This window comes from Natrarchaeobaculum sulfurireducens, from assembly GCF_003430825.1.
Lineage (GTDB): Archaea > Halobacteriota > Halobacteria > Halobacteriales > Natrialbaceae > Natrarchaeobaculum > Natrarchaeobaculum sulfurireducens.
Map to the genome: position 1 here is coordinate 1386028 of NZ_CP024047.1, position 13390 is coordinate 1399417.

10 protein-coding genes are annotated in these 13390 nt (G+C 60.2%); 5 read left to right on the plus strand and 5 right to left on the minus strand.

All coding sequences use genetic code 11. From position 1 onward, the window contains the following. Positions 1-241: 241 nt before the first annotated feature. Positions 242-2050: an ABC transporter ATP-binding protein gene (locus tag AArc1_RS08020; RefSeq protein ID WP_117363866.1), complete on the minus strand. Its 1809-nt coding sequence runs from the start codon at positions 2048-2050 to the stop codon at positions 242-244. A gap of 409 nt (positions 2051-2459) precedes the next feature. After that, positions 2460-4016: a hypothetical protein gene (locus tag AArc1_RS08025; protein ID WP_186336669.1), complete on the minus strand. Its 1557-nt coding sequence runs from the start codon at positions 4014-4016 to the stop codon at positions 2460-2462. A gap of 778 nt (positions 4017-4794) precedes the next feature. Between AArc1_RS08025 and AArc1_RS08030 the strand changes: the two genes are divergently transcribed. From AArc1_RS08030 to AArc1_RS08040, 3 genes are all read left to right on the plus strand, one after another. Further along, a complete protein-coding gene (locus AArc1_RS08030; protein WP_117363868.1) occupies positions 4795-5304 on the plus strand; it encodes a hypothetical protein in 510 nt (169 codons plus the stop codon). Positions 5305-5776: 472 nt separating this feature from the next. Beyond that, positions 5777-6367: a hypothetical protein gene (locus AArc1_RS18995; protein ID WP_133412339.1), complete on the plus strand. Its 591-nt coding sequence runs from the start codon at positions 5777-5779 to the stop codon at positions 6365-6367. A 472-nt stretch (positions 6368-6839) separates the two neighbouring features. Further along, the gene (locus AArc1_RS08040) at positions 6840-7322 is read left to right on the plus strand and encodes a hypothetical protein (protein WP_186336670.1); all 483 of its coding nucleotides are present in this window, start codon (positions 6840-6842) and stop codon (positions 7320-7322) included. 90 nt (positions 7323-7412) lie between these two features. Here AArc1_RS08040 and larC read toward each other — a convergent pair whose 3' ends face one another. Then, positions 7413-8792: a nickel pincer cofactor biosynthesis protein LarC gene (larC, locus tag AArc1_RS08045; RefSeq protein ID WP_117363870.1), complete on the minus strand. Its 1380-nt coding sequence runs from the start codon at positions 8790-8792 to the stop codon at positions 7413-7415. 188 nt (positions 8793-8980) lie between these two features. Here larC and AArc1_RS08050 point away from each other — a divergent pair, with 188 nt between their 5' ends. Together AArc1_RS08050 and AArc1_RS08055 are read left to right on the plus strand one after the other, a co-directional pair. Further along, positions 8981-11209, plus strand: a complete 2229-nt coding sequence (locus AArc1_RS08050; protein WP_117363871.1) for a CDC48 family AAA ATPase — start codon at positions 8981-8983, stop codon at positions 11207-11209. A 299-nt stretch (positions 11210-11508) separates the two neighbouring features. Continuing rightward, complete coding sequence (locus AArc1_RS08055) at positions 11509-11811, plus strand: hypothetical protein (RefSeq protein WP_117363872.1); 303 nt, start codon at positions 11509-11511, stop codon at positions 11809-11811. A gap of 33 nt (positions 11812-11844) precedes the next feature. Here AArc1_RS08055 and AArc1_RS08060 read toward each other — a convergent pair whose 3' ends face one another. Both AArc1_RS08060 and AArc1_RS08065 read right to left on the minus strand, forming a co-directional pair. Next, the gene (locus AArc1_RS08060) at positions 11845-12777 is read right to left on the minus strand and encodes a DMT family transporter (RefSeq protein ID WP_117363873.1); all 933 of its coding nucleotides are present in this window, start codon (positions 12775-12777) and stop codon (positions 11845-11847) included. A 198-nt stretch (positions 12778-12975) separates the two neighbouring features. Next, positions 12976-13344, minus strand: a complete 369-nt coding sequence (locus AArc1_RS08065; RefSeq protein ID WP_117363874.1) for a DUF7344 domain-containing protein — start codon at positions 13342-13344, stop codon at positions 12976-12978. Positions 13345-13390 lie beyond the last annotated feature (46 nt).

A 13390-nucleotide genomic window follows, 5' to 3' on the forward strand; every position in this document is an offset into this window, starting at 1 on the left:
GTGCTAGGATGAGATCTCTCGACTGAGAGAACCGCGGCCGTTCGGCAGGCTACTCGAGAGTTGCTGTCTGAGCTGAACGTCTGCAATAGACTCATTTCAAAAATGTGACTGAGTTGAGGTGCCTCGTTATTCCCCAAAACACTCTGCGTAAGCAACGGCCCTCAAGCCACTGGATCGGGACACTCTTCGAGTTGTCGCCAGCCGACAAGTAACCCAAAAAATCGTCGGTCCGAATACACACTTACTGTGACTGCAACGAGTACAGCGACGAATACGTATTGGCGTTCGACAACAACTCCTCGTGCGGTCCAGCTTCGACGATTCGGCCGTCTTCCATCGTATAGATCCGGTCGGCGTTCGTCACCGTCGAGAGTCGATGTGCGATCACCAACATTGCGTAGTCTCGATCCATTGACTCGATCCCGCTGTGGACCTTCTGCTCGAGCGCCGTATCCAGGTCACTCGTCGCTTCGTCCAGGATCAACAGATCCGCGTCCTTCAGCAATGCTCGAGCGATCGCAACCCGCTGGCGCTGGCCACCGGACAACTTCACGCCCTGATCGCCGAGGACGGTATCGTACCCGTCCGGCAGGTCCTCGAGGAACTCGGTCACCTGTGCGATCTCACAGGCCGCTTCGACCTCCGCCTGGGTCGCGTCCCGGTTTCCGGCCGTGACGTTTCGTCGAAGCGTCTCGTTGAACACGTGAGGGTCTTGCCTGACGACCGCCACTCGAGAGCGCCACTCCTGGATGTCAGTTTGGTCGATCGGGATACCGTCGGCACGAATCTCACCGCGATCGGGCTCGTACAGCCTCGCGAGCAGCGAGGCGATCGTCGACTTCCCTGCACCCGAGGGGCCGACGAACGCGACGAACTCCTCGCGGGTGAACTCGAACGAAACGTCACGCAGCACCAACTCGTCGCTCGAGTCGTAGCTGAATCGAACGTCGTCAAACTCGATCCGGTTGACCGGCTTCGGAACCGGCCTCGATCCGTCCGCAGGCTCCCGGTTCTGCTCGAGTTCCTCGAGGAACTCCTGGGTTCGAACGAGATGGGGGAGTTGACTTTCGAACCGATAGACGTACTTATTCAACGTGCTGACCTTCGGTCCGAGCTGGTACATCGCGAACAGGAACACCCCCAGTTCGGCGAGGGTCATCGAGGACAACGTCAACCCAGCGTAGATCAACCCGAAGACGGCTACTGCCGTCATCAACTGGTAAAAGTTCGTGATTGCTGCGTCGTTTCGGTCGATTTTGATGGAGTTGCGCTCGAACTGCTCGACTGACTTCGAGAACCCCGAGCGAAGCTCGTCAAGCATCCCGAAGATCTTGACCTCTCTGACGCCCTGGGTTCCGGCCTGGGCCCGACTCTGTATTCCTTCTTTTGCATCCGCAACCTTATCGCCGAGCGAGTAACCGGTATCGAGGACGTGTCTGAACAACACGGTTATCCCGCCGAGAAAGACCGCCGTGAGAACCGTCAAGAGTGGCGAGATGAGTAACGCGATTGTGAGATACATGGCGGCGAGCAATCCCTGTTCGACACAGCTCAGGGCATACTGGATGACACCCCCTGCGTACTCTGCTTGTGTGACGATCGCGTTGAGGATGTCGTCCGAGCCCTCGCGATCGAAGTACGAGACTTCTGCTTCGATCGCGTGATTGAACGCCTCCTCCTGGAGGTGACGGACGTATTTCGTGACGATCGCTGCACTGAGCCAGTTGACCAGAAACGAGGTCGTAAATCGGACGGTCATCACCGCCGTGACTCCAGCGACCAGGTATCCGAGCGTGAACGGGATCCCCAACGTCTCGTATAGCGTGAAGAAGACCTCGAGAAAGGCGTCGCCGTCCTCGACCGACTGTTCGCCCTGGGCGACCTCGAGAATCGGCATGATGAACCCGAGCCCGATCCCCTCGAGAAGCGCTGCAACGACGCTCAACACGACGATTGCGACGGCTAAGGCGGGGTGGAACTTCCCGACCCGATATAGCGCCTGTCCCTTCTCGCGCCAGCTAATATCGTCCGTCGTATCAGTGGGAGACATTGTAGCGATGAACTGCCGAAGAGTGGTTCTCCAGTCTGTATCAGCAGTCTCTATAAAACTCGTCGGTCGTTTTAGCGGAGAAACCGGTACCTAGCTATCGTGTCGGTGTCGTCACGGGAGTATACTCGAGTGATAGACGCACATCTCGCTCCGTGCCCAGGATCGACCTCGGCAGCGACACCAACCGATTGAAAAGCTCTTCCGTCGGTACCGAACGACGAGTTCTACAGGCGGAGCAGGCCGAGTGCCTCAGGGCTTGACCCCGAGGTGGTTCACGACACCTGTTGGTACGAACGAGACTTCAGCGTGAGTTACCTGTCTTCGGTCGGTGTCCCTGTTGTGTTGGTTAGTAGTCCCGCGGACCAATAAAACGTGAAAACGAAGTTTTCGACTGCCGAACGCAATTCAGTTACGCGCCAGCCCAGACGTTCGTCGCGGAGACAGAGCCGAACTGGATGTTCTCGTTCTCTTGCATGCTCACCTGTGCCGAGTCAGAGCTGTTGCCGTTCTCGGCGATGGCGATCGCAGCCTGCTGCTCGTTGACGTTCTCCTGGTTGATGAACTGAACCTGCTCGAGCTGGGCACTTGCGTGCTGCTCGGGGTCGTTCGTCTGCTGGGCGTCGTAGTCGTAGGAGATGCCCTCGAGGCCGTCGACGTCGTCGCCACCGACGGTCACGCTCGTGGTCTCGGTGATCATGGCGTTCTCGTACATGTGGGTCGGACCGGCGTAGACGTTCAGCGCGTCAGCGAAGCCAACCTGCGCGTTGAGGTTGGTCTGGTGGGCGAGCTGCACGGCGGTCGCCTCACTTTCGTTCGTCGCGTACGCGAAGGCCGTGTTCTGCAGGTTGACGTTCATCTGCTCGGCGCGCTGCTCCTGGCTCACCTCGGAGGTGGCCGACTGGAGCTGTTCGTCGTCGCTCTTCTTGTGGTGATCCTTGTCGTCTTTGTCCTCGCCGAACTCCTCGACGGTGGTGTCGGTGTCGACGATGTCGGTATTCTCGGCACCGGCAATCGCGACGTTCATCCCCTCCATCGAGGTGAGAACGTTCGCCGCGTCGGCGACACCGAGTTGTTCGTTGAGGTTGGTCTGGTCGGTAATCTGAATAGCCGTCGCGACACTGCCTTCGCCGACTGCGATGGCGACGGCACCGTCCTGTTCGTTGTAGTTCGTCTGGTCGAGTGCCTGACCCTGTGCTACTTCGGCGGTTGCAACCTGGTCGGCACCTGGGCTATCGCTGGATTTCGCGTGATCGCCGGTCTTGTCGGCGAACTCTCCGTTGCCCATGTAGACGTTGGTTGCGTTAGCGACGCCCTGTTGCAGGTTCTGGTTTTCCTGTTGGGACTGCTGGAGGGCAGTCGCTTCGCTTTCGTTTTCGGCGATCGCGAACGCGGTGTTCTGTTCGTTGTAGTTCAGCTGGCCGACTTCCTGAACCTGGGTCACGACAGCGTCGGCTTCCTGATCGCCATCGCCGTCACCATCGGCTCCGATGTCGGCTTTATCTCCTTTCTTGTCGGCAACGCCCCAGCCGTCGAACTGTTGGCCGTCCCCGTTACCGATGAGGACGGTAACGTCACCGACGTTCTCGAACTCGGTCTCGTCGCCCTGGACGTTGTCGCTGGACGCGTCGGCGAACTGTTCGTTGTCGTTGTACTGACTCGCCTCCTGTACAGCCGTCGCCTCACCGCCGTCGATCGAGATCGACGTGGCGTTACCCTGCTGGTTGATGTTGACCTGGTCGACGTCCTGGTACTGCGTGACCTCGGCGTCGACCTCGCCACCTGACGCGTGCGATTCTATGTATTCTTCAAGCGACATGTCTTCACCGTCCAGATCAGCGCCGAAGACCAGGTACAGCCCCTCGTCGTTCTCGAGCGCTTCGGCCGTACCGTTGGGCACCGCTGGATCCTCGGCAACAGCTGTCGATGCGCCGGCACCGAGCATCGCTACGGCCACTATACAAGCCATCAAAACCGTCGTACACTGTGAACGTATCCTCGTCGTGTTGGTCATGATTCGTTTGACGTAGGCCGTGAGAGTCTTTGTTTCCGTAATCCCACGGCGTGAACCTTCATTTCCCGATGATAGACTTTGTTATCTGTCAGTTGATTCAGCGATGAACTGGCCTACTCAGCGGAAGACGGCCGTTTATGTCGAGGCTATCAGTTCGCCGAGGTCGCCGAACACTCAGCTGCCGGGCAGACGTATCCGACCGCAGCCCCGGTGTGATGGGTGAAAGCACCTGTGCTCCCGACGTGCTGTCGATCGGAGAGGGTCCGTCGCAGTGAAGCCGCTGCATCTGGCCGCCACGACACAGATCGAATCGCGAGCGACTAGCCTGACACCCACCGCCCCTTCTGTGTGGGTCTCGAGAACCGGTCGGTCGGACGGTTGTGTCTCATTTCGGGGACGGAATCCGGTCAGTAGGGAACGCAAAAACAGTCGGTGCCGATGGTTCCCTGCCAGCGCAGGGAAGTGGGGTCGCCTGTATGCTTCCCCCTACTGGTAGCCTCGGAGTTTTAAGCAAACCAATCGGATGATTCGCGGTGAAACCGTGGTCCGGGTTCAAGACCGAATCGCTGCTGAGTGGCGACTGGGCAACGCATCACGGCACAGGTCACCGGGGGCAGAAAACTGACGAGTCGACCCGCTACCACGGGTTCACTCGTTGCGATGGGGCCGACCCTATTAGGAATCTGCTACATTCTCGGACCCGTGCGTGATGCAGCGCCTAAAGAGCGAACGCATGAAACGAACACTCACGATCACGATGGCGGTAGCGTTGATCGGCAGCCTCATGTTCATGGGGTTCGCCGGCACAGCAGCGGCACAGAACAACAACAACGTCGATAATGGCATCAGCGTCGATGTCGACGCCGACTTCGCCGAGCAAGAGCAGACAGCAGAGACGAACATCGACATCCAACAGGAAACCCAGAACGAGCAAGTAGGTGAAGCGACTGCAGAGACGAACGTCCTCGCCGCCGATTTCGGTGGAGCTGGCACCATGGCTGCACCCACAGCCGCACCAGCTGATAAGAAGGGGGCTGCACCCGCTGTTGCACCCGCAGCCGCTGACGGCGGTGCTACTGCACTCGGCGTCTCCGAAGCAAGCGTTGATCAAACGCAGGACCTCGACCAGAGCAACACTGTCGAGATCAGTGACGTGACGACCGAGACCGGCGATAACATCCAGGACGCCAGCGTTGACGTCACCGTCGATAACAACAATAACAACAACAATAATAACGACTAGCGCTTCCGGGAGTTTCTTATTATTCGATACATATTTCGCAGCGATCAGTCGCTAGGGTCGACGTTACAACTCGAGTGAGCGTAGCCATACAGTTCTTTTCGAGCGTATAGATCGGTTCGTTAGCGCCAGTGGCGCCGGTAGTCTCGATTGCGACGGACCCGCCAGAGCCCTCGAGACCGATCCGTCGAATTCCTCGAGTGTTGGATCCGTTGTATGCTCGCCGAAACTGCCACAGTTAGCGTTTTAAACAGTCAAATCGGATGATTCGCTGTGAAACCGTGGTCCGGGTTCAAGGTCGAATCCATGTTGAGCAACGACCGGGCAACGCGTCACAGTACGAGTCACTGGGGTGCAGAGAACTGGTGGGGACGGCCTTCAGAAGGGGGATTGCTCTCCCGACGGGGCCGCTCTGCTATCGCTCTGCGCGTATTACCCACGTCTGTGTGTGATGCAGCGCCTGGAGAACGAACGAATGAAACGAACACTCACGATCACGATGGCGGTAGCGTTGATCGGCAGCCTCATGTTCATGGGGTTCGCCGGCACAGCAGCAGCACAGAATAACAACAACGTCGACGAAGTCGAGGAATTCGCTGACATCACCATCGACGCCGACTTCGCTGAACAAGATCAGACGGCAGAGACGAACATCGACATCCAGCAGGAAACCTCGAACGAACAGATTGGCATAGCAGAGGCACAGACTGACGTCGCCGCGCTCAACGCGGGCGGTGCTGCTGGAGCACCCGCAGCCGCACCTGCTGAGAAGAAGAAAGGTGGCGCTGCTGCACAGCCAGCCCAAGCGCCCGCTGACGGTGGCGCCAGTGCCGTTGGTGCCTCCGACGCGACCGTGAACCAGGTGCAAGACCACGACCAGAGCAACACGGCTACCGTCGAGAACGTGACGACCCAGACCGGCGACAACGTTCAGGACGCTAGCGTCGACCTCAACCTCGAGGACATCGACCTGATCGACAACGACAACGACAACGACAACGACAACGACAACGACAACGACAACGACAACGACAACGACAACGACAACGGCAACGAAGACGTATAACCCGAAACGTAGCGTCTCTGGATACGTTCCAACTTCAGTATTTTTTCGTGACGGTGAGTCCCACCTTCGCTGTGAGAGGCGGGTGCAAAACTTGACGTCAATCCGTTGGGCCCTGACAACGAGCCGACGATGTCATGATACCAGCCACGCCGACCTCGTATCACTCAGTTCGGGCTCGAAGATGACACTCCCGTCGGTCGATAGATGAGCCAGTTGTATGCTCACCAAAACTGCCACAGTTGGCGTTTTAAACAATCCAATCGGATGATTCGCGGTGAAACCGTGGTCCGGGTTCAAGGTCGAACCTATACTGGGTAGCGACTGGGCAACGCGTCACGGCACAGGTCACTGGGGGCAGAGAACTGACGGGTCGGCCTCGACGATGGGTCGCCCCGTTTCGACGGGGGAGTCGGCCCGTTGTCTGCCATATTCTCCATACCAGTGCGTGGTGCAGCGCCTGGAGAACGAACGAATGAAACGAACACTCACGATCACGATGGCGGTAGCGTTGATCGGCAGCCTCATGTTCATGGGGTTCGCCGGCACAGCAGCAGCACAGAATAACAACAACGTCGACGAAGTCGAGGAATTCGCTGATATCACCGTCGACGCTGACTTCGCCGAACAGAACCAGACGGCAGAGACGAACATCAACATCGACCAGAGCAGTCAGAACGAACAGATCGGCGTAGCGAACGCCCAGACGAACACCCTCGCGGCTAACGACGGAACTGGTAGTGCTGACGCCGCCGGAACCTCCGCCGCGACGGTGAACCAGGTCCAGGAGCACGACCAGAGCAACACGGTTAACATCGAAGGCGTAACGACCCAGACCGGAGACAACGTTCAGGACGCTAGCATCGACTTCGACTTCGAGGATCTCGACCTGAACGACAACGACAACGACAACGACAACGACAACGACAACGACAACGACAACGGCAACAACGACTAACCTCTCCAGGACCCCAGATTACGTTATTTTTCGCGACGACACATAACTAAAACTGACTGGCCAGATCCATCCTGCCAACTCGAGTCGATTTCACTCGTCGCCCGTCTCGTCGAGCTGCGACTGAGCTAGTTGTTCGGCTCGCGTGAGCACTGCTCGAACTGGAAGGTCCGTTTGTGAAGCAACGGCCGCTACATCGTCGTACTCCGCACTGACATCGTAAACAGTTCCATCAGCGTCGCTGGCGATTTTCACCGCTACCTCGTACTGTTCACCGTGGATCTCGAGCGCCACCGTCTCGAACTCGCGGTCGGCGATCCAGCGGTGGGTCGCGCCGGTTTCGCGAACGCCCAGTGTGCCCGTCTCCTCGGCGAGCGCTCGAGCCACCCGCTTCCGGTCTTCCGGTTTGCAGATCACCGTCACGAGATGGCCGGGTCTGGATTTCTTCATCGTCACCGGCACGATCGAGACGTCTCGCGCGCCCGCGTCCGCGAGTGACTCGTGGAGTCCACCCAGAACCTCCGGGGTCGTATCGTCGAGATTCGTCTCGAGGACGGCGATGTCCTCTCGCACCAGCCCGCGGCCGCCGTCACCAATGAGCACCCGAAGGACGTTCGGGTGGGGATCGAGGTCGTAGCCACCGGCACCGTATCCCGAGGCCGAAAGCGAGAGGGTGGGAAGCGTGTCGACGCCGTCGGCGTAGTGGCCGAGGATCGCCGCGCCCGTGGGGGTCAACAGCTCCCGGTCGATCGGGCCGCCCCGAAGCGACCAGTCCGCCTGCTGGGCGATTTCGACGACCGCTGGCGTCGGGATCGGGTACTCGCCGTGGGCCATCGACGCCGACCCGCCCCCCGTCGCGAGTGGCGTAGTGACGATCCGATCAGGCTCGAGGTCGTGAAGTAACAAGACGGCGCCGACGATATCTGCGATGGCATCGTCGGCACCGACCTCGTGGAAGTGGATGTCCTCGAGCGACTCGCCGTGGACGCCTGCCTCTGCCTCCCCGAGGAGTTCGAAGATGTCGAGGGCGTCACGCTCGACGGCAGGCTCGAGGCCCATCCCCTCGACGAGTTCGCAGACCTCGAGGTAGCTTCGGTGGGGGCCGTGACCTTCTGCGTGAACGTGCGCGTGGCTATGATCGTGGGTGTGGCTGTGCTCGTGTTCGTGGCCATGTTCGTGCTCGTGACTATGTTCGTGGCCGTGGTCCCCGTGCGAATCGCCGCGCTGGTCGTGGCTATGATCGTGATGAGCGTGACTGTGATCGGTTCGGTCGGCGACCTCGTCAGCAGTCAACAGGACATCGACCGTCGTTGCGGCGATGCCGCACTTGACGGTCTCGTCGATTCGATACTCGACCTCGAGGGCGTCGGTGACGGGCTCGAGAACGTCGGGGTCGGCGCCGGCGTCGAGCAACGTGGCGAGGATCATGTCACCGCTGGCGCCCATTCGACCGTCGAAGGCGAGAACAGTCATATCAGTGAGAGCGAGGGCCGCAAGCAAAAAGTCACTTCATCGTGGTCACGCCAAAACGCTCCGCTGTCGACACGTCTATGTATCCTCCGGCCCAGGTTAGAGATGGTAGCATCTAGCATCGTGAGGACTAGCAAAAAACCTATCCGACCTGCAATCGGAATCACAGACATCGTCGTCCATCCCGAATCATGAATGAAGTTCAACTGGAGGTTGCGAAGGCATACCCGAACGACTCGGGTCGTGGTATCGCCCGACTCGACCCGGACACGCTCTTGCATTTGAAGCTGAGTCCGGGCGACATCATCGAGATCGAAGGCGCGGACACCACCGCTGCGAAAGTGTGGCGGGCGGATCGGCAGGACTGGAACACTGACACGGTCCGAATCGACGGGTTCACCCGGCAGAACGCCGACGTTGGAATCGGCGAACGGGTAACGATCCGCAAAGCCGAAGCCACGAAAGCCGAGAGTCTGGTACTCGCGCCGCCGGAGGAGGCGTCGGTCCAGTTCGGCTCGGACGCGGCGGGGATGGTCAAACGGCAGATCCTGAAACGGCCCGTGGTGGGCCGGGACATCGTCCCCGTCATGTCCTCGACGAACCACCCGTTCATGCGGTCGCCGGGGCAAGCGATTCCGTTGATCGCCGTCGAGACCGAACCGGAAGGCGTCGTCCTCATCACCGAAGACACCGACGTCGAACTCCGTGAAGAGCCCATTTCGGGCTTCGAGAAGACCGGCGGTGGGATCACCTACGAGGACATCGGTGGGCTCCAGGGTGAGATCCAGCGCGTCCGCGAGATGGTCGAACTGCCGATGAAACACCCCCAGATCTTCAAGAAACTGGGGATCGAGCCACCACAGGGGGTCTTGCTCCACGGCCCACCGGGCACCGGCAAGACGCTGCTTGCGAAAGCGGTTGCCAACGAGACCTCCGCGAGTTTCTTCTCCATCGCCGGCCCCGAGATCATCTCGAAGTACTACGGCGAGTCCGAACAACAACTCCGCGAGATCTTCGAGGACGCAAGCGAGGAGTCACCCGCGATCATCTTCATCGACGAACTCGACTCCATCGCGCCGAAACGCGAGGACGTCACGGGTGAGGTCGAACGGCGTGTCGTCGCCCAACTGTTGACGATGATGGACGGCCTCGAGGCGCGGGGCCAGGTTATCGTCATCGCGGCGACCAACCGCGTCGACAGCGTCGACCCTGCTCTGCGCCGTCCCGGTCGATTCGACCGCGAGATCGAGATCGGCGTTCCCGACGAAGTGGGTCGCGAGGAGATCCTCCAGATCCACACCCGCGGCATGCCGCTGTCGGACGACGTCAATCTCGGGCACCTGGCCGACGAGACCCACGGCTTCGTCGGCGCAGACATCGAGAGCCTGACCAAAGAGGCCGCGATGAAGGCTCTGCGGCGGTACCTCCCCGAGATCGACTTGGACGAAGAGGACATCCCGCCAAGCCTGATCGACCGGATGATCGTCAAACGCGAAGACTTCCGCGGTGCGCTGAACGAGGTCGAACCCTCCGCGATGCGCGAGGTCCTCGTCGAACTCCCGAAGATCTCCTGGGAGGACGTTGGCGGCCTCCACGAGGCCAAAGAACAGGTCCAAGAGTCCGTCGAGTGGCCCCTGAACAACCCCGATCGGTTCAGCCGACTCGGGATCGATCCGCCGGCGGGCGTCCTGCTGTACGGGCCGCCCGGCACCGGGAAGACGTTGATGGCGAAAGCCGTCGCCAACGAGACCAACGCGAACTTCATCTCGGTTCGCGGTCCGCAACTGCTCAGCAAGTGGGTCGGCGAATCGGAGAAGGCCATCCGTCAGACCTTCCGCAAGGCCCGGCAGGTCTCGCCGACGGTGATCTTCTTCGACGAACTCGACGCTCTCGCGCCCGGCCGCGGCGGCGAGGTCGGCTCGAACGTCTCCGAGCGAGTCGTCAACCAGTTGCTGACCGAACTGGACGGCCTAGAGGAGATGGAGAACGTGATGGTCATCGGTGCGACCAACCGCCCCGACATGATCGACCCCGCACTCCTGCGCTCGGGTCGATTCGACCGGCTCGTCATGATCGGTGAACCCGACGTCGAGGGTCGCGAGCGCATCCTCGATATCCACACCGAAGAGACGCCGCTTGCCGCCGACGTGACCCTGCGAGAGATCGCCGAGATCACCGACGGCTACGTCGGCTCTGACCTCGAGTCGATCGCTCGCGAGGCGGCGATCGAGGCACTGCGAGAAGACCACGAAGCAGACATCGTCGAGATGCGCCACTTCCGACAGGCCATGGAGAACGTCCGACCGACGATCACCGACGATATCCTCGAGTACTACGAGCGGATCGAAGAGGAGTTCAAAGGCGGTTCGCGTGGCCCCGATCCGACGGGCCGTCGCGGCAGCCGAATCGGCTTCCAGTAACTCGAGCGTCGTCTTTTGTGCGGATTTTCGAGCCTCAACTCGAGAATAGTTGTTCCGTCAACGGGTCCTCAGGCCTGACCGCCAGCCAACCCGTAAGTCCAGCTTATCGACAGTAACGGTCACCTAAGACAGTCGCGGTGGGGGAGGAAACGAGCGTGGCGGATGCCCTTTCCAGGGTTGAGTCGGTGAACCACGGAAGGGTGTGAGCGGACTCGAGTGAATCGATACCAAATCGGTCGAACGTTCGCATCGATATATATTGCTCGTCACCGACGCTGGGCACGATACCAGGTGTTTCGATGTCTGACTCTCCGGCTGCCCAGGATCGCTCGTCGATGAACGAATCGACCCAACGAAACAGCGCTAGCGCCGACGAGGCGACTGAAACCGACGGGTACGAACCCAGATACCTCGAGCAAACCGTACCACATCACGCCGATTCAATCCGGAAAGCCAGTTTCTGGACGGCGATCGTCTTACCCTTCCTCTACGTACCGATCCTTCTGAACGGATTGACATCGTGGATCCTGTCGACAGCCTTCCTGGTCTTGCTCGGCGTTAACCTCGTCGCGCTCTACGTCGGTCACTACCACCGTCGCTGAGCGGTCATCGAACTGAAAAGTCTCGGAAGAGGGTTACTCGCCCGGTCTCGAGCGGCCGATGCCGTGCTGGGCGAACTCCTCGCGGATCGCTCGACGCTTGACCAGCAGGAACCCGACGACGATGAGGCCGAAGCCGACGAGCGTCGTCGCGTCGACGACCTCGCCGAGGTAGAGCCACCCGATGACGGCCGTAAAGATCGGGGCGACGTACGAGACCATGTTGATCTCGACAGCGCCGAGGCGCTCGAGGAGGTCGAAATACAGCAGGAAGCCGACCGCGCTGGCGACGATCGCAAGATACGCGAGAGTACCGATCGCCTCGGGATGGACCCAGTCCGCTGGAGTGAGTTGCTCGCCGAGTGCAACGCTGATAGCGTGCATGATGAGTGCGCCACCGAGCATCGACCAGGCTTCCATCGTTTCGATGGGGAGCGAGGCATCGATGCGGCGGGTAAGGACGGCCCCGAGCGCAAACGACGCAGCGGCGAGGAAGACGAGTACCTTCGCGACGAAGTCCGTCGAGAGCAGATTCGAGGGATCGGGCTGGGAGATAACGGCGACGCCGACGAGGCCGACGAGGACCCCGACGACGCCGACGAACGAGAGCGCGTCCGACGGCATCAGGACGCGAGCAAACCCGGTCGTCAATACGGGTGAGAGACTCACGAGGATCGCGGCCGCCGCTGCAGTCGTGTTCTGTTGGCCCACGAAGAGGAACGCGTGATACGCCGCGATCAGGAGGATCGCCCCGGCGGCCACCGTCGCCCACTCGGCTCGCCCTCGAGGCCGCCAGTGGTCGACGGCGTAGATCGCGTAGGCGAGCATGAGTATCCCGGCGATGTCGTAGCGGAGGGCCGCGAAGAGAACGGGCGGAAAGTGGCGCAAGCCAGCACTGATCGCGACGAACGCCGAGCCCCAGATTGCTGCGAGCGCCAGAAAGAGCGCCAGATTTCGGTACCGGGTCACAGGCCGTGTCTCGAGGGCGCAAACCTATACATTTCGTTTCGAAGCTCCATGCTGACACACAGTCGGACGACTCATCGGTTTGGAAGGCATTACAAACGAGTGTCGACCGATCGAGTTGGAGTGTTCGCTCGAGGAGTGGCCGGAACTGGAGTTGACAGCGAGACGCGAAAGACGACAGAAGTGGTCCGACTGTGGTCGTTATCGGAGGGCCGGACCCGTTCGAATCTCCGAAACCGCTTCGGTCTGACGGAACTGCTCTAAAAGTGGTTTGATGTCGTCGAAGCCGTGATCGAGAACGATGTCGCCACTTCGGAGATCGTAGTCGACGATGTCGTAATCGGCCAACCGCGGCAGGTGGTTGTGTACCAGCGAGACGTAGACGTACTGTCTGGTCTCCCGGTCGATCGCCTCTGCGGGCTCTTCACGCTTCCAGGCGGCGACCTGTGTAACGAGGTCCTCGATGTGGCCCTGCTCCCGGTTCGCGAGCTGGTAGAGAACGTACCGACGCTCGGATTCCGCGAGGAGCGAACACGCAGCTTCCATGCGGGCCGCGCTGGAGTGATTCATACACGGTCAACGAACCCGGTGATATTACACCTGCCGCCAAAACAGA